Annotated in this window: 15 protein-coding genes; 9 read left to right on the plus strand and 6 right to left on the minus strand. The window is 60.9% G+C overall.

The window, feature by feature from the left end; genetic code table 11:
- The first annotated feature begins 3 nt into the window (after nt 1-3).
- The 3 genes from P0D52_RS02050 to P0D52_RS02060 are packed head-to-tail and all read left to right on the plus strand — an operon-like array spanning nt 4 to nt 3645.
- Nucleotides 4-1233 carry a serine hydrolase domain-containing protein gene (locus P0D52_RS02050; RefSeq protein ID WP_394693784.1) on the plus strand — a complete coding sequence of 410 codons (1230 nt, stop codon included), beginning with the start codon at nt 4-6 and terminating at the stop codon, nt 1231-1233.
- A gap of 13 nt (nt 1234-1246) precedes the next feature.
- A complete protein-coding gene (gene aguB / locus P0D52_RS02055) occupies nt 1247-2083 on the plus strand; it encodes an N-carbamoylputrescine amidase (protein ID WP_394693785.1) in 837 nt (278 codons plus the stop codon).
- An 8-nt stretch (nt 2084-2091) separates the two neighbouring features.
- On the plus strand, nt 2092-3645 hold the full coding sequence (locus tag P0D52_RS02060) for a GNAT family N-acetyltransferase (protein WP_394693786.1): 1554 nt from the start codon (nt 2092-2094) through the stop codon (nt 3643-3645).
- On the opposite strand, the gene P0D52_RS02065 is transcribed toward P0D52_RS02060, so the two are convergent.
- Both P0D52_RS02065 and P0D52_RS02070 read right to left on the minus strand, forming a co-directional pair.
- The gene (locus P0D52_RS02065; RefSeq protein WP_394693787.1) at nt 3642-3815 is read right to left on the minus strand and encodes a hypothetical protein; all 174 of its coding nucleotides are present in this window, start codon (nt 3813-3815) and stop codon (nt 3642-3644) included. The genes P0D52_RS02060 and P0D52_RS02065 overlap by 4 nt on opposite strands.
- Before the next feature lie 85 nt (nt 3816-3900).
- The gene (locus P0D52_RS02070; RefSeq protein ID WP_394693788.1) at nt 3901-4551 is read right to left on the minus strand and encodes a MarC family protein; all 651 of its coding nucleotides are present in this window, start codon (nt 4549-4551) and stop codon (nt 3901-3903) included.
- Between the two features lie 560 nt (nt 4552-5111).
- On the opposite strand from P0D52_RS02070, the gene P0D52_RS02075 reads away from it, so the two are divergent.
- From P0D52_RS02075 to P0D52_RS02090, 4 genes are read left to right on the plus strand one after another with little or no spacing between them, the layout of a single operon-like run.
- Nucleotides 5112-7304, plus strand: coding sequence for a TonB-dependent receptor (locus P0D52_RS02075; protein WP_394693789.1), 2193 nt, complete (start codon nt 5112-5114; stop codon nt 7302-7304).
- Between the two features lie 17 nt (nt 7305-7321).
- A complete protein-coding gene (locus tag P0D52_RS02080; protein ID WP_394693790.1) occupies nt 7322-8035 on the plus strand; it encodes an ABC transporter ATP-binding protein in 714 nt (237 codons plus the stop codon).
- Nucleotides 8032-9459: a DUF3526 domain-containing protein gene (locus tag P0D52_RS02085; protein ID WP_394693791.1), complete on the plus strand. Its 1428-nt coding sequence runs from the start codon at nt 8032-8034 to the stop codon at nt 9457-9459. Before P0D52_RS02080 ends, P0D52_RS02085 begins: the two co-directional genes overlap by 4 nt.
- Complete coding sequence (locus tag P0D52_RS02090; protein ID WP_394693792.1) at nt 9459-10835, plus strand: DUF3526 domain-containing protein; 1377 nt, start codon at nt 9459-9461, stop codon at nt 10833-10835. Before P0D52_RS02085 ends, P0D52_RS02090 begins: the two co-directional genes overlap by 1 nt.
- 13 nt (nt 10836-10848) lie before the next feature.
- Here the strand turns inward: P0D52_RS02090 and P0D52_RS02095 are convergent, their stop codons facing one another.
- Nucleotides 10849-12153, minus strand: coding sequence for an APC family permease (locus tag P0D52_RS02095; protein ID WP_394693793.1), 1305 nt, complete (start codon nt 12151-12153; stop codon nt 10849-10851).
- Nucleotides 12154-13203 carry an aromatic ring-hydroxylating dioxygenase subunit alpha gene (locus tag P0D52_RS02100; protein ID WP_394693794.1) on the minus strand — a complete coding sequence of 350 codons (1050 nt, stop codon included), beginning with the start codon at nt 13201-13203 and terminating at the stop codon, nt 12154-12156. It lies immediately after the preceding gene.
- Between the two features lie 146 nt (nt 13204-13349).
- On the opposite strand from P0D52_RS02100, the gene P0D52_RS02105 reads away from it, so the two are divergent.
- Both P0D52_RS02105 and P0D52_RS02110 read left to right on the plus strand, forming a co-directional pair.
- Nucleotides 13350-14711, plus strand: coding sequence for a mechanosensitive ion channel family protein (locus tag P0D52_RS02105; protein WP_394693795.1), 1362 nt, complete (start codon nt 13350-13352; stop codon nt 14709-14711).
- A 126-nt stretch (nt 14712-14837) separates the two neighbouring features.
- Nucleotides 14838-15146 (plus strand): DUF1244 domain-containing protein, encoded by a 309-nt coding sequence (locus tag P0D52_RS02110; RefSeq protein WP_394693796.1) that lies wholly within the window; start codon nt 14838-14840, stop codon nt 15144-15146.
- Nucleotides 15147-15293: 147 nt separating this feature from the next.
- Here the strand turns inward: P0D52_RS02110 and P0D52_RS02115 are convergent, their stop codons facing one another.
- Entirely contained in the window at nt 15294-16340 is a 1047-nt protein-coding gene (locus tag P0D52_RS02115; RefSeq protein WP_394693797.1) for a deoxyhypusine synthase, read from the minus strand.
- Between the two features lie 18 nt (nt 16341-16358).
- Nucleotides 16359-17594, minus strand: a complete 1236-nt coding sequence (locus P0D52_RS02120) for a type III PLP-dependent enzyme (RefSeq protein WP_394693798.1) — start codon at nt 17592-17594, stop codon at nt 16359-16361.
- Nucleotides 17595-17777: the final 183 nt, after the last annotated feature.

A 17777-nucleotide genomic window follows, 5' to 3' on the forward strand; every position in this document is an offset into this window, starting at 1 on the left:
GGCATGCGCGCCCTGGGTTTGATATTTGTGTTATTGACCGCCTGGACCGGCTCTGCCGCTGCGTCCAGCCCGGCCTTTATCGTTCAGGTTTCTCCCGCCATTTTTTATGCGCTTGAGCCGGTTTTCATGCCGCACACGCCGCGGCCGCCAAACGAGCTGGATTATCTCACCCCCTTTCGCGAGCGTGTCGAAGATGTCGCCGGGCGCGATTATATGGCGGGGCTGGCGATTGCCGTTCTCGAGCATGGCGAGCCGGTCTTCGTCTATACGTCCGGTGAAGAGGCGGTGGGGTCGGGACGGCCGATCACCGACCGGACGCTCTTCCGGGCCGCTTCCGTCTCCAAGGGTATGACCGGAACGCTGATGGCGCTGCTGGAATATGAGGGGCGTTTGAATCTGGTTGACGATGTGCCGCGCGAATTACTGCCCCTGCCCAATGGCCGCGCGGCAACGGTGGAACAGGTGCTGGCGCAACGCACCGGGCTAACGCCGCATGCGCTGGATCGGCAGATGGAGGCCGGGGTCGCGCTTTATGATCTGCGCAACCGCTTCCGGGCGCAGAGAACCGTCTGCCGGCCCGGTCAATGCTACAGCTATCAGAATGTCACCTATACCAGCCTCGAAACGCTGGGTGCGCAAGCCGCCGGACTTCCGTTTGAAATGGCCATGCGGGCCTGGCTGTTCGAGCGGATTGGCATGGAAGACGCGACGATTGGTGTGGATGACCTGATTACCGCTGAAAGTTGGGCGCGTCCGCATCGCCGCCGCGAGCGGGTGGGCGGTCTGCCCGTCGCGGGTGATCCACAATCGGCCTATGACACGACCGTATCGGCGGCCGGTGTGAATGTGTCGCTTCGCGACATGATTGCCTATGCCCGGGCGCATCTGGGAGCGAGCCAGCGCATCCCGCCGGAAGTTCTGGCCCGGGTTCAGACCAGTCAGGGCGATACGCCCGAGCAAACCCGGCGCTTGTACCGGCTTGCCGATCGAATTGACTCCACCGGATATGGCCTCGGCTGGCGCACCTATGACTGGAATGGCCGTCAATTATTGACCCACTCCGGATACCTTTCAGGTTATGGTGCACAAATCTATCTGGAACCCGCGACCGGTTTTGCTTATGTGGGTCTGTGGAATGCGGACGGTGATGCCCCGTGGTGGCTGTTTCCGACGCTGATGGATTTGCGGACGGGCGATGGCCCGGGCGACTGGATAGACCAGCTCGACGAATAGAACGGACATTTTCATGCCGGATCAAAAGCTTTCCGTCGCGGCGCTACAAGCGCCCTTCGGTGATGATATCAACGCGAATATCGAGACCGTGGCGGGCCTTGTCCGTCAGGCAGCGGCTGCGGGCGCGAACGTCATTCTGCCGCCCGAATTGTTCCAGGGTCCGTATTTCTGCAAGACGCAGGAAGAGCACTGGTTTGCGACGGCCTACCCGGCGCTGGAGCATCCGTGCGTGACCGCTTTGCAGCCTCTGGCAAAGGAGCTGGGCGTGGTGATACCGGTCTCGATCTTCGAGAAAGACGGGCCGTGCTATTACAATTCGCTGGTCATGATCGATGCGGATGGCGCGGCGCTGGGCGTCTACCGCAAAAGCCATATTCCCGATGGCCCGGGATATATGGAGAAATACTATTTCCGGCCGGGTGATACCGGCTTCAAGGTCTGGCATACGCGGCACGGAAAAATCGGTGTCGGGATCTGCTGGGATCAATGGTTCCCGGAAAGCGCCCGCGCCATGGCGCTCATGGGGGCGGATATCCTTATGTATCCGACCGCCATCGGCTCCGAGCCGCATGATGACAGCCTGGATACGGCAGCGCGCTGGCGCCGGGCGATGCAAGGCCATGCCGTCTCCAATGTCATGCCGGTCGTGGCGTCCAACCGCGTCGGGAATGAAGACGGACAGGTCTTCTATGGCACGTCCTTCATTGCCGATCATACCGGCGGCGTCGTGACCGAGCTGGACCGGACGGAAACCGGTTTCATTACGGCGGAATTCGATCTGGAATTCCTCAACCGCCACCGTGCGGCGTGGGGCTTTTTCCGCGACCGCCGTCCCGAATTCTACAAATAGGATATTTGATGCCCGCTGCTGACAATGCACAAACCAAATCTGCCCGCCTGCTGATCCGCAATGCGGAGGCCGGGGATATCGAGCAGATCATTGCGCTGCAAAAGCGGGCCTTTCCCAAGCTGGAGCCGGACACGGCCGGTATGATCAAGGGCCGCCTTGAACGCTTTCCCGAAGGTCAGTTCGTTATCGAGCTGGACGGCAAGCTCGCCGGATGGGCCTCGACCTTCATTGTCGACGAGGCACTGGCGTTTGATGACCATACGCTCGACAGCATTACCGGTCATGGCTATGGCACGCTGCATAATCCGGATGGGGACTGGCTCTACGGAGCTGAAGTGGCCGTCGACCCGGACGTTCGCCGGATCCGCCTCGGCCAGCGCCTGTATGACGCCCGCCGCGGTCTGGTCGAGGACTGGGGGCTGAAAGGCATCGTCTACGGCGCGCGAATTCCGTCATTGCGCCGCAAGGTCAAGGAATACGGCACACCGGAAGCCTATATTGAAGCAGTCAAATCCAAGAAAGCCCGCGACCCCGTTTATGCCTTCCAGACGCGTCAGGGCTTCGAGCCTGTCCGCTTGATGAAGGGTTATTATGACGAGGACCGGGATTCCCTTGGCTATGCCTTGCTGATGGCGTGGCACAACCCGTCCTATGCCGCAGAAGAGAAGGCGCCGGTGCGGCCGGAACCGCGCACGGTCCGCGTGGCGGCGGTTCAATTTCAGGCGCGGGCCGAGGAAAGCCTTGAGGCGTTCGAGCGCAATGTCGAATACTTCGTCGATGTCTGTTCGGATTACCGGGCAGATTTCTGCGTCTTTCCCGAAATGTTCACCGTGGCGCTTCTGGCGATGGAAAAGCGCAAGCTGAGCCCGGAAGAATCCATCAACGCCCTGTCGCGGCATACGCCGCGATTCATCGAATTCATGCGCGGGCTCGCCGTGGGCTATAACATCAATATCATCGGCGGGTCGCACCCCACGAAAACCGATGATGGTGACATCCAGAATGTCGCTTACGTCTTCCTGCGGGATGGATCTGTCCATGCGCAGGAGAAGATCCACCCGACGCCGAACGAGAAATTCTGGTGGGGGATCAAGGGCGGGGACGAGGTGCGGACCATCCAGACCGATTGCGGGCCGATCGGCGTGCTGATCTGTTATGATGCGGAATTCCCGGAACTGGCGCGAAAGCTGGCCGATGAAGGGGCGGGTATATTGTTCGCGCCCTATGCAACGGATGACCGGACCGGGCATTTGCGGGTGCGCTACTGCGCCCATGCGCGGGCGATCGAGAACCAGGTCTATGTGGTGACGGCGGGCAATGTCGGCAATCTGCCGGATGTTGAGAATATGGACGTCAACTATGCCGAGAGCGCCATTATCACGCCGTGCGATTTCCCGTTTGCGCGCGACGGTCTGGCGGCAGTGGCGGCGGAGAATGTCGAGACCATCGTGGTGGCGGATGTCCGGCTGGATGATCTGACCTCGGCGCGGCATTCCGGCACGGTGCGCAATCTGCGCGACCGGCGGTTTGATCTCTACCGTGTGGTCTGGAACAAGCGCTAGGCATTTTTTCGGCCGGGCATGGCAAGGCCGAGCACCAGCGCGATGGCAAGGGCAGGCCAGAGGAAGGCGATGCCGGCATCGACATTTCCGCGGGTAAAGGCAACCGCGCTGGCGGTCATGCCGGTCAGAACCAGCATCAGGACTGTCAGGAATACTGCGTGCCTTATCATGGCGACACCCTTTCCTATGCGGCTGTTACCCTACACCCGAGTCTTTAAAAAACGCTTGCGGCGGAATTTTGACGCCGGCGTGGCATTAGCCGCCCAGGAGCGCGCCGGAGATTCCGTCGAAGATGAATTGCGCCGCCAGTGCCGCCAGAATGACGCCGAGAATGCGGGTAATCATGGCGGCAAGGGTCTCGCCCATCAGCTTCATCAGCGGGCCGACAGCGAGGAAGATCACCAGACAGGCGAGGAGGTTCGCGCCCAGTCCGGCGAAGATGGCGGCCTGGCCCATCACGGTGTCGCCATTGCCGGACATGAACAGCATGATGGAGGCAATCGCCCCCGGCCCGGCCAGCATGGGGATCGCCATGGGGAAGACTGAAATGTCTTCATTCGTGCCGGGAATGCTCTCATCCTCATGGGCCATCTTGTCGGCCCGTTCCTCGCGGCGTTCCGTGCGCTTTTCGAAAATCATGTCGAGCGCGATGAGGAAGAGGAGCACGCCCCCGGCGGCGCGGAAAGCATCGAGGCTGATATGCAAAGCGCCCAGCAGCCATTCCCCGCCATAGGCAAAGCCGACCAGAACGGCGGTGGCGATGGCGACGGACTTGATCGCCATGGCGCGCCGGTGCGCCGCGGTGGAGCCCTCGGTCAGCGCACCGAAAATCGGGGCAACGCCGATCGGGTCGATGACGACAAAGAAGGTGACGAAGCTGGCGGTCAGAAGGGCGAGGTCAAACATGGCGGCGTTCCGGCGTTTCTGGGACTGGTCCGGCGCATATCACAGGCCCGCCGCAATTGCGATGCCAGTCTCGTGCATGGCTGGTATGAAAGAGGGTGTGGATAATTTACGGGGATACGTTTTTTTCGTCTCCTACTACGACTCCTGCAGTTTTAAGGGCCGCTGACGCCGTGATTTCCTTTATGTGTCTGGCGAATCCGCTCAAATCCCTGTCTCCAGTTCTGTCTCCAACCGGTCTCCGATGAATCTCCGATTGGTCTCCGGTTTTTGGCCCCTGTCTCCAGGTCGATGCGGGAATAGCGACGCGACGCGCCCGCGCTCACACCCGGACGTCAGGCGGCGAGTGTAAGGGCGGCAGGAGAAGTGGGGATAAGGGGGAAGGCCTCCGCTTTCGCGCTGGCGCTTCTTTGAAGATAGAAAGGGCGGCGGCACGACATTTGATCGGCTGCGGCCATGGATTTATGGCCTCGCAGACGCTTGAAGAACATTACAGCCAATTAACTTCCGCATCTTCACTCCCTGAATATGTTATAGTATAACATAACACATTGAGGGTCGGCATGAAGCCGTTGAAATATTCTCTTTCGCTATTGGCGCTGATATCGGCCAGTAATGCCGCGATGGCGCAAGACGCCGCAAATCCTGTTGATGATGCCCAACTCAATCGTGGAGATATTATTGTCGTCACCGGGACGCGGCTGGAACAGTCGCTACTGGACACACCGGTGGCTGTAACGGTCCAGGATTTCGATGAGCTGAACGCTCAGGGCTTCACCTATGGAACCGATGAATTCCGCGGCGTTCCAGGCGTGTTTTTCCGCCGCGGCGAGGGCGATGGAGAAGAATTCCCCTTCATCTCGATCCGTGGCGTTACCGGCAATCATGGCAATGACACCTTCCTGGCGATGGTCGATGGCATACCGTTTGTCGGTCCGGACGAGGAAGTCCTGTTGTTCGAGATTCCCTATGCGGCCGTTGACCGTGTGGAAGTGGTGCGTGGGCCGGTTTCCGCGCTTTATGGCCGCGGCGCGATCGCCGGGGCGATCAATTACATCACCCGCGTGCCGGAAGATGACGAGACGCGGATTTCTGTCTCTGCTGGCAGTGACGGTTTCTACCGCGTGAGCGGAAGCGTCGCCAATATCGGTGAAAGCGGCAGTTTGCTCGCGTCGGTTTCCGCAGAATCCTTCGAAGGCTGGCGGGCGAATAGTGCGCGAGACACGCTGAATGTCTTTTTGCGCGGCGAGACAGAGATGTCACCGCAAACCACGCTCACCGGCTATCTGAACTACTTTGACCGTCAGGCCGAGGTGCCCAGCACAATCCCGACCATGGCTGACGGTACGGTTATTGATGTTCTGGGCGGGCCGGAGGCCTTTCTCGGCTTTGGCAACCCGACCAATAATCTCTCCGGCTGGATGCTGGCAGGTCATATGAACCACCGGGTCAGCGATGCCCTCGAATTTGATGTCCGTCTGCAATTCCGGAATTATGACGGCGAGGCAGACCTGAATTTCTACGATTATTTCGAGTTTGATCCCGCCAACAACATCATGGGGATTAACGGCTTCCGATCGCCCAATGATGCCAGCGTATTCTTTGGTGAGGCGACCGCTACCTATCGGTCGGGCCGTCATACCCTGCTGGCCGGTGTCAGTGCCGAACGCGCGACCCAGACCGAACAGGATATCTGGACCGGCCAGAACGGATTTACCTTCGCTTGCGGATTCAAATTCTATGCGGTGCTGATCGACTATTCGACGGGGCAGGTTACCAATGCGAATCATCCCTGCTTTGCAAGCGAGGTGCGATCTGCCGCGGAAACCACCAACCAGTTCTATGGGGTCTTTGTTCAGGACGAAATCGCCCTCAACGACAACTGGACGCTGACGTTGGGCGGCCGATATGACCGGTTCGAGCGGGAGTCGACATTTTCCATCGTCGGCGCCGCGCCGTCCAATCTTGTCGCGACCGGCGATACAGGGGCCTTCGCTCCGAAAGCGACGTTGTCATACGATTACGGGCCGGGCCTCGTCTATGTCAGTTATGGCCGCGGCTTCAATTCGAATTTCGGCCCCATCTGGCAGTGGGAGCCGTCTCAATACCAGCGTGAGGAACGTCCGACCACGATCGACAGTATCGAACTGGGCTGGAAAGGCGCGACCGCAGACAATCGTTTCGTCTGGGAAACCGCCATATTCTATCTGGAGCAGCAAGATCGCCGGGCCTTCGTCTCCAATCCTGATCCCAACGGTCCGCCCAATCTGGCGACCACGGGGCAGCTCTATTCCAGCCGCGGTCTGGAAGCGTCGCTCCGCTGGAATTTCACTGACCGCACCTCAGCGATGGTCAATTACACCTATCTCGACCCGGAATGGGACGAGTTTATCGTAAGCTCCTTTGGCGGGCCGATCGATCTGTCCGGGACCACGCCGCAAGGGGTGGCCGAGAATATCATCTATGCCGAGCTGAACCATGCGGCGACAGACTGGCTGGATCTGACCGCGTCCTTCGAGTGGTATGACGACTATTTCGTGACCGCCGACAACAGTGTCAGCGGCGGGGCCTTCAGCCTGCTGAATGCGTCGGCGCGGATCCAATTGCCGGCTGACGGTGTCGGTATTGATCTTTCCGTCACCAACCTTCTTGACGAGGACTATTTCTACCTGTTCGGCGGGTCGCGCACCGCGGCCACAAACGCCACGCCCGGAACGCCCCGTCAGATTCGCGCCACGCTTCGCGCGACCTTCTAGGAAAGGAAATCCAGACCATGCTGATCGCAAAGTCTGCACGAAAAACCTTCGGCCCTGTTGTGGCGCTTGAAGGTCTCGATCTGGACGTGAGAGCCGGCGAGATCGTCTGCCTGCTGGGTGCCAACGGTGCCGGCAAGACCACAACGCTCAATCTGTTCATGGGATTCATCGAGCCGGATTCGGGAGAGGTGACGGTCGGGGGGATATCACCGGGGCCAAGCAAGGCGGCTGCCCGCAAACAGATCGCCTATATCCCGGAAAACGTAGCACTCTATCCGGCGCTGACTGCGGTCGAAAACCTGGCCTATTTTGATCGGCTGGCTGGCCACAAGCGCAATTCGTCCGAACTTGAATCCATCCTGATCGAAGCGGGCCTCGACACAGACCAGATCCGCCGGCCGGTTTCCGGCTTCTCGAAAGGGATGCGCCAGAAAGTCGGTCTTGCGATCGGGTTTGCAAAAAATGCCAAGGCCCTGCTTCTGGACGAACCGATGTCCGGCCTCGACCCGAAAGCGGCCAGCGAATTCACGTCACGTCTCGAAAAGTTCCGGGATTCGGGATGCGCCGTCCTGATCGCTACCCATGATATTTTCCGGGCCAAGGAATGCGCCTCACGCATTGGAATTATGAGGGGCGGCCAGCTGGTGGAGATGATTAATGCGGCCAGCGTCGATGCCTCGGAAATCGAGCGGATATATCTCAACCACATGCAGGCGGAACGGGCAGCATGACCGGGATCATCTTTGGCAAGGAGCTGACAGAGTTTCTTCGCGACCGGCGGTTTATCGGCATCATCGCCATTCTCGTTCTGCTGCTGGCTGCTGCTTCGCTGGACGGCTGGAACCGGGCTGCGTCCGACATGCAGGCCCGGCAAGCGGCCGTCGCCACTGACCGCGAAGTATGGGTCGAACAGGGCGAAAACAATCCGCATGGCGCGGCACATTTTGCGCGCTATGCCTTCCGCGAAACACCGCCACTGGCAGCATTCGATCCCGGCATTTTCGACTTTGCCGGGGCGGCCTTCTGGATGGAAGCCCATACACAGAATCCGACAACTTTGCGCCGGGCCGAGGATGCTGCCGTCCAGGCTCCGTTTCCTGCGCTTTCCCCAGCCTGGATTGTGCAAGTTGTCGGAACCCTGGCCTTGGTGATCCTGCTCTTTCCGTCCATTGCGGGCGAGCGGCAGCAGGGCACGCTCAGGGCTTTGTCCGGAGCTGGAGTTCCGCCGTCTTCCTTCGCCTGGGGCAAGGTCTCGACCGCATTTCTGTTTGTCGGGGCAATGGCCGTGCTGCTGATCCTGCTACCTGTCCTCGTTGGTATCCTGACCGGCGCTGGCGGCTATTCGGCCATGCGGCTGGTGTCATTGATACTGGTATATGCGCTCGGCCTGATCGGGTTTTCGTTCTTCGTGCTGTGGCTGTCTGCGCGATCTGCGACCTTGTCGAAGGCCTTTACGCTGGCGGCTTCCGCCTGGCTGTTTGTGGCCCTGTTATGGCCTGCGCTGGCCGGACAGTTTGCCGTCACGCTTTTCCCTGACATTGATGAGCAACAGCTCAAGAATGACATCCAGATTCACGCCCAGTCGCCATTCTGGTCTGGCGAAACCGAAGAGCGGGCAGCTGCGATCGCGTCACTGGAAGCGCGCGTCGTGGCCGAGTTTGGCGCCGAGTCTTTCGATAGTCTCGGATTTGATCGCGAAGCCCTGATCCTGCAGGCGCATGAAGAGTTCGCCAATGCGGTCTATGACCGGATTTATGGCGAACTTGCCGCGACGCATTCCGGGCAGGATGCCGTGCTGCGCTATGCGTCCGTGGTTTCCCCCGTCCTCGCCCTGCAACGCCTGTCATCGGGTCTGTCGGGCACCGATTTGTTGGCACAGCAACGTTTTGCGACGCAGGCCGAAGCCCATCGCCGATTGATCATCGAACAGTTAAATCATGACATGATGGTCAATGCTGGTGACCAGGCCTTTTCCTACATGGCCGGCCGGGAGCTCTGGGAAAGCATTCCCGAATTCGAGCCGGCTCCACCATCGTTGGGCGATGTGTTTCAATATTATCTTTTCGAGCTGGGCGTTCTGTTTCTCTGGCTTCTGGCGGCCGGGTGGCTGGCGATCGCGGCGATACGTAATTCGCTTCAGCAGGGGGCGCGCTGATGTTCGGGTTTTATATGCAACGTGAATGGGCGGATTTCTGGCGTTCGCCGGTTCGCATTCTGGCCATTGCCATTTACGCTGGCGTCGCATTCTGGGCTTTGATGGACGGTCTGACCTGGCAAAGCCATGTTCAGGAAATCCAGGCGGAAACGCCTGCCGACATGTTCACAGACCGCGAAGCGTGGATGGCGGACTTGCGCCGCGCGGAAGCCGGTGAAGAGGTGTCTCCCTATTCTGCGCGCCCGATGGCGCTGACGCTTCGCGCCGTTCACATGCCCGGCGATCTGGCGGCGCTGGCGCATCGCAATGAGGCCATACATCCCCATTCTGCGCTGATCAGCGGGTGGCGAAGCGAGGCGTCCCTGTTCCGGCGCTACGAGGTTGAAGGGCCGTCTGTGCTCCGGTCCGGGCGCATTGATCTTGCTTTTGTCGTCATTGTTCTCATGCCGCTGTTTCTGTTGATGCTGACGTTCGACGTCGTGAGCCGGGAACGGGTTGCCGGGCGTTTCCGGGTTTTCCTGATGCAGGGCGGGAGCCTTTCAAGGCTGCTTGCCGCCCGTCTGCTGGCCGTTTCGGTGCCGCTTGTCCTCATTCCCGCCGCCTGCGTTCTGATCGCAAGCGCCGTCAAATCGGCCTCGCCCGTCTCCGGTTTGATCTGGCTCGCCGCGATTACCGCCTATGCCCTGTTCTGGGCAGGGGTGTCTGCGATGATTGCGGTGCTGACGGAACGGCCGGCTTCCGGGGCCATAGCGGTGCTCGTCAGCTGGTCGGTTTTCGTGGTTCTCATTCCCTCTGCCTCGCAGTTCCTTGCCCAGTCTCTCCATCCTGTTCCCTCCCGGGTGACCTATCTGAGCGAGGCGCGTGATGCAGAGGGTCAAACCCGCCGAAACCTGGCCCAGCGCGCCGAAATCTACATGGCTGAACATCCCGGTCAGGGCGGGGCCTCCGATGATGCCGTGCCCGGTTTTTACCGCGCCTCCTATCTGGCCAATGTGGATATCAATTCGAGAACGGCGCCGCTTGTCGCCGAGTTTGAAGATCAGCAAAGCGCACAAAGGCAATTCGTCAATGCTGTTGGCTTTCTTTCGCCCTCGATGATGGCGCAGGATCTTCTTTTCCGGGCCTCCGGCACGGGACCGGAGCGGGCCGCCGCCTTCCGGCAACAGGCGCGCGCGCATCTGGCCGTGATTCATGAAGCCATTGGCCCGGCTACGGTGAATCGTTCACGGATTACGGTCGCCCAGGCGGAAGCCATTCCGGAATTCCGGTTTGCACCACCGGGACATGGTCCAATCCTTTGGATTTCGTTCATCTGGCTTGTGGTTGCGGGTGGCCTGCTCGTTGTGGCCACGGCCGGAGTCGCCCGCCGATACTAGGAATATCTTTGCCTCACCCCCTCCGTCGTCCTAGATAAAACACCGGCACGCCGACGGCCAGCAGGACCGCGCCCCAGGCGAGGACTTCAAGGCCCGAGCCGAGGATGGCGAAGGTCGCATAGAGCGCACCGGCAACCGCCACGGCCGCCCAGCCTCTGGCTGTGCGCCAGGAGTGTTTGAATTCGGCGAGGGCGCTGGCCAACATGGGGATGAGGGTGGTGAGCGTGCTCATCATCAACAGGAAGGTGAAGGCGCCGACCAGGCCGCGCGAGAAATTCAGCATCAGCAATATGGACGAGACCGAGGTGGCGAGAATGAGTGCCCAATAGGGCGCATGGCCTCTGTTTCTGGTGGCGAGAAATTTCGGCGCGAGCCGGTCCAGCGCGACGGCCAGCGGCATCTGCCCCGAGGTGAAGACATTGCCATTGAGCGATCCCGCCGTGGAGATCAGTGCACCGAGCGCCACCAGTGGCGGACCCCATGTGCCGAGCACGCGGGCGGCATCGGAAAAGGGTGAGGTGGAGGCCGCGAGCTGATCCGCCGGGACCAGCATCATCACGGCCGCTGTCGAGCCGATATAGACGATGGCAACCGCCACCACGCCGGTTAGAATCGCGCGCGGCATGGTCTTTTGCGGATTGGCGACCTCGCCCGCCGGAATGACGCCGGCCTCCATGCCGGCAAAAGCCCACATGGTGAGCAGCGCCGTGGTGGCGAGAATGGCGAGCGGGTGGCCGCCGGTCGGATTGGCTTCCGGCAGATTGTCGGCCGAGCCAAAGGCCAGACCGGCGAAGATGATCAGGATCAGCGGAATGAGCTTGAGGAAGGTCATGATGAGCTGGACAAGGCCGGCTTCGCGCACGCCGCGGATATTGACGAGGGTGAGCGTCCATAACAGGGCGAGCGCAATCGCGGCCTGCGCCATGGGCGCGCTATTGAGCTGGGGGAAGAAGACGCCGAGATAGCCGACAAAGGCGAGGGCAATGGTCGGCGTCGCGATCCAGACCGAGGCCCAATATCCCCAGGCGATGAGAAAGCCCGGCAGATCGCCAAAGGCATCATGCGCATAGGCGTAAGGCCCGCCGGTGCGGGTGGTGCGCCCGGCCAGGCGCGCCAGAACGAGGGCCAGCAGGATGGAGGCGCCACCCGTCAAGAGCCAGCCGCCGAAACTCATCAGGCCATAGGGCGCGAGCACGGTGGGCAGCATGAAAATGCCCGAACCGATCATCACCCCGACGGTGAGCGACCAGCAGCCCCAGAAGCCGAGGGGCTTTTTCGCGGAAATCATTGTGCCGTCCGGCGGTGTGATGTTGCTCATTCAGTCCCGGGTTTCTGCCGCGGCATAGGCGCGGCGCAAGAGGTTCTGGAAATGCCAGACGGCGGATTCCTGTGAGGGCGAGAGGCGGCCCGGCGTGTAGGACCCGGATTCAAGGCCTTGCTGGACGCGCTCGCAAATCATGCGGTCCTCGTCCTGTACTTCTTCGGAGAAGGCATCATCGCGGTCGGCCTTGGCCTCCTCGCCGGGGCGGTAATAGAAGGAAAACTCGACCACGCATTTGCGGTCCGAGATGGCGACCACGCGATTGGTCTGCACGCGTCCGGGCAGGATGTTCAGCATGGTGTTGGGGTAGAGGAAGACATAGCGCGCCTCGCCCGTGCCATAGAGGTCCGGGTCGGTCATGGGCGAGCTTTGCACCGAGGCCCATTGGGTCAGCGCGATATCGTAGACGTCATATTCGATCAGCGCGTTCAGTCCGGCATGAACGACCGGCACGTGATAGCCTTCCAGATAATTATCGACATAGGTCTTCCAGTTGGCATCGACCTCGTAGATCCGGGTATGGTGATAGACCATGCCGTCGAGGCAATCCGGCGGCGCGACACGGTCGAGATCAGCGCGGATATCGGCAAAGTCCGGACCTTCGCCTGCGCGGGCGAAGACCATGCCGGACCATTCGGCAACCTCGATCGGTGCGAGGCGAATGCCGGAAATGTCGAAACCCTCTGCGCGGTCCATTTGCGGCGTGACTTTCAGCTGGCCATCGAGATCATAGATCCAGCCATGATAGGCGCAGCGCAGGCGTTTCGCGCCCGTGCCATCGCAGAGCGCGATCGGTCCGGCGCGGTGGCGGCAGACATTGTAGAAACCGTTGAGCTTGCCTTGCGTATTGCGCACGATCAGGATCGGCTTGCCGCCGATCTCGCGGACGATGTGATCACCGCTATTTGCGACCTGCGCGGATGGGCCGACAATCTGCCAGCCTGCAGCAAGGATGTGGCGCTGGTCGAAGCGGTGCCAGCTGTCGCCAGAATAGTAATCCGGCGACAGGGCGTGCGCGTCTTCCAGCCGTGTCGGTGTGTCTGCCATCTGTGCCGCCCCTTCTCCCCGGCGCAAAGCGTAGGCCAAGCCGGGGGCAAGGCCAACAGATCTCATGCCACGGTCTGACAAAACCGGACCGGTGACAGCCTGACCGGGAACCGGAAGCGGGACCGGACCGTTCATTTGCCATGATCATGCGAAAACCAGTCTGGCCAGCGCGGGCAGTTCTTATCGCCTGCGCGCTGCTATTTGCCGGTCCTGCGGCGCTGTTTGCCCAATCGAATGACAATGTTCCGGCCATTTCCCAGGCCGCTGATGCGGAGCAGGACGCGGCGATTGCCCGCCGCATCAACGGGATATTTGCCGAGGTGTCCGGACTGTCCGGTATCGATGTGGAGGTGCGCGAAGGCGTTGTCGTGCTGGAAGGTGAGGTGGCCAGCGAGGCGGCGGTCTCCCAAGCCGTGGCGATCGCCGGACGGGTCGAAGGCGTGGTTCTGGTAGATGACCGGCTGGACCGGACACTCGATATTGAAACCAATGTTTCCCCCTTCATCGCCGATGTCGAAGCCGGACTGACGCGATTGTCCCGGTCGTGGCCGGTCTATCTGATTGTCGCCGTGGTATTTGTCCTGATTGTCTGGTCCGGCTTCCGCTTGTCCGCCTGGTCCGGCTTCTGGAACCGGGTCGCGCCCAATCGATTCCTTGCCGAAATGATGGCGCAGGCCTTCCGGATGGTTGCGATTGCAATAGCCGTGCTGGTGTCCTTTGCCCTTCTGGGGGCCACGGCCATGCTCGGCGCGCTGGCGGGGGCGTTGGGCATTATCGGGCTGGCGCTCGGATTCGCCGTGCGGGATACGATCGAGAACTACATTGCCAGCATTCTGCTCAGCATCCGTCAGCCTTTCCGCGCCGGCGAGCATGTGATCATCAACACGCATGAAGGCGTTGTGGCGCGGCTGACATCGCGGGCGACCGTGCTGATGACGCTCGATGGCAATCATTTGCGAATTCCCAATGCGGATGTCTTCAAGGGGATCATTCTCAACTATACCCGCAATCCGGAACGCCGGTTTTCATTCGATCTGGGTGTGGACGCCGAAGATGACCCGGTGGATGCCATGGATACGGGGCTGAAAGCGCTGTCCGGGCTCGATTTCGTGCTCGCCGAACCCGAAGCGGATGCCGCCATCGTCGAGGTCGGAGATTCCTCGATTGTCGTGAGATTCACCGGCTGGGTGGATCAGACGCAGGCGGATTTCCTCAAGGCGCTCAGTCTTGCGATTCGCGCGGTCAAATCGGTTCTGGAGGCTCAAGGCTTCACCCTGCCGGAACCCATTTACCGCCTGCGCTTCGATCAGGGCGCGGATTTGCCCCAGCGGGTCGCGCCATCCTCCCGCACGCAAGGCCCGCAAAAAGCTGCGAGGCAGCCCGGCCCGGTCCAGACGACCGCCTCGACCGATGTCACGCCCGACCGGCATCTTGAACGGAAAGTGGCCGAGGAACGCTCGGAGACGGCGGGAGAGGATTTACTGAGCGATGCCAGTCCTGTTGAGTAGGAGTCGCGGGCAAATCGCCGCGGTGGGGCCGGGGCCAGGAAACTTGCGCCTTCTCTCCGGCGCAAGGCGTCGGCTAAGCTGGGCGGCAAGGCCAACAGATTTCCAAAGCGCCGGACGGAGCTGCCCATGACCCATGACGATCTCTCCCAAGCCGAACAGGACGCGCTGGATGCGGCGGCCTTCCGCCGCTTGCTGGCGCATCTGGATGATCGCAAGGATGTGCAGAATATCGATCTGATGATTCTCGCCGATTTCTGCCGTAATTGCCTGTCGAAATGGTATCGCGCCGCCGCCGAGGAGCGCGGGCTGGAGATCAGCGATGCCGAGGCACGGACGCGCATTTACGGCATGGCGTATGAGGACTGGAAAGCGAATTTCCAGACCCCGGCGACGCCAGAACAACAGGCGGCCTTTGCGGCGCGGGGGAAGGGCTAGGCGAGTGAATCCCAACCCGCCGTCATCCTCCGGCCCCGCTTTTGCGGGGTCCGGGGGATCTCTGAAAGTGATCGAGATGCCCCGAATAAATCGGGGCATGACGCGGTGTGTGGTGGCCTTGGGCTTGCGGCCAGCACGGCCCGGTTTCTAGTCTTCGAACATGTCCGCGAAGCGGCGCTTCTTGCGGGTTTTCCAGGCGCCGCGGTGATAGACGTCCGAGACGATGACCGGCGCCACGGTGGTGGCTTCGGCGAACACCATCTGCTCCAGCGCCACATCCACCTTGCCCCAGGAGCAGGCCTCTTTCAGCGTAGAGGAGGAACAGGCGCCATCGCGCACATCGGCGACGGTAATCTGCACCGCATAGGCGTGCATCGGCACTTCATGGCCGAGGATTTCCGCACAGACGACGGTGTCCTGCGCGAAGTTTTTCGGCACGCCGCCACCGATCATGAACAGGCCGGTCGTGCCTGCCTTGATCTTGATGTCGGTCAGCTCGCGGAAATCGGCGACCGCGTCGATGGAGAGATAAGGCTTGCCCTCCTTCATACGCTCGACCTGGTGCTTCACCAGACCGAAGCCGGCGGAACAGTCGGCAAAGGCCGGCACGAAGATCGGCACGCCATGCTCATAGCATTCCTGGATCAGCGAGCTTTCCTTCTTGGCCCCGCCCTCGGCGAGATACTTGCCCATGGCGTGGATGAAGGCGCGCGAAGAGATCGGCTTGGGATCGAGGCTGTCAGCAATGTCGCCCAGAATATGGTCGCAGGCCTGCAGCTCTTCCTCATCGATATAGGTGTCGTAGATGCGGTCGATATAGAGATCGCGCAGGATGCGGTCGTCCGGAATGTCGCGCGCCTGATAATGCTTGAAGCCGATGGCCTCGAAGAAATCCATGTCGACGATGGAGGCGCCGGTCGCAACGATGGCATCGACCATGTTGTTGCGGACCATGTCGCGCCAGACATGCATGCAGCCGCCGGCCGATGTGGAACCGGCAAGGGTCAGGATGACCGAACAATCGGGATCGGCGACGGCGGCCCCGAGAATGCGGGCTGCGCGCGCGGCATCGCGCGAGGTAAAGGACATCTTCTCCCAGGCATCAATGACCGGGCGGGCGTCGAACTGCGTGATGTCAAAATGCTCGACGGGGGAAGACAGAAGCTCTGCCTTCCGGTTGGTTTTCTCTGTCATGTAAAACTCTTGCTTCTTCTAGCGACGGCGCATCCGCTCGCGGCGGCGTTTGGTGCGCGGAAAGGCGACGATTTCGGCGCCCTCGGAGACCCGGCGGGCCGGTCGGGCAACATACAGGCTTTCCCACGGAAAATCACGCATGTGCGAATACGTATATTCGCCAAAGCCGTTGAACCGTGTGGCCATGGCTTCGCCATAGGCGCCCAGCATGCCGACCTCGATGACATCGCCTTCGCGGATATCCGCCGGCAGATCATACGGTCCCGGCATGGAATCGATCGAATCGCAGGTCGGCCCGAACAGGCGGAAGGGTGAGACCTCGCCCGTCAGCTCGCCGCTGTCGCGGAAAACGCGCATCGGGAAGGGCCATTTGGCGTGGGTGGCGTCAAACAGGCCGCCATAGGCGCCATCATTGAGATAGAGGGCATCACCCTTGCGCAGCTCGACCCGGGTCAGCATGGAGGAGGCTTCCGCCACCAGGGCGCGGCCGGGCTCACACCACAGATCGGCGTTTTCAAGGACCATCATTTCCTCGAAGGCGTCTTCGATGGCGTCGATATAATCATAGAGCGGCGGCGGGGTGAGACCCGGATAGATGGACGGGAAGCCCCCGCCGACATCGACGATATCCACCGTCACACCGGCTCGGGCAATCAGGCGGCTCGCTTCCAGCATGGCGGCGCGATAGGCCATCGGGTCCATGCACTGGCTGCCGACATGGAAGCTGACGCCGAGTTCCCCGGCGACGTGGCGGGCTTTCTCGATCAGGGCCGGGGCCTCGAACGTGCTGGCGCCGAACTTGCCGGCCAGCGGCAGGACCGCGCCGGCATTGGAAACGCCGAGACGCACAATCAGGGTCAGATCTTCGGCATGATCGGTCGACTCAACAATCTTGTTGAGCTCGTCCTCGCAATCGAGTGCGAAAATTCGGACGCCATAATCGAAATAGGCGGTGCGAATCGCATGACGGCTTTTCACGGGGTGCAGGAAGGCCATCGTGGCCTCCGGGCAGCGCTCCGCGATCAGCTTCACCTCGTTGAGAGAAGCGACATCGAACCAGCGTTGTCCGGACGCATAGAGGCCATCAATCACCCATGCGGATGGATTGGCCTTCACCGCGTACAGAACTTCGCCGCTAAAATTGTCCTGGAACCAGCGTACCGCTACGGAGAGTCGATCTTGCCGAACGCAAATGTTCGGGACCTCGACGGGCCGAGTGCGGACCAGGTCCAGGGGCGTATTGAACGTGTCCAACGCACGAAACCCCCTGACTGCTATTAACCCAATCCGGCATCGTCACCTCCGCCGGGAAGACGCATTTATGTCCAAACTTTCCGGCTGTAAAGCGGAAAATGAGATGCGCTCTTCGGGTGCAAACGGGCCTAACACGCAAACGCGCTGTCACACAAATTTAATACCTCGATCCGGGGAGCGGGG

This window comes from Hyphobacterium sp., from assembly GCF_043584775.1.
Classification (GTDB): Bacteria; Pseudomonadota; Alphaproteobacteria; order Caulobacterales; family Maricaulaceae; genus Hyphobacterium.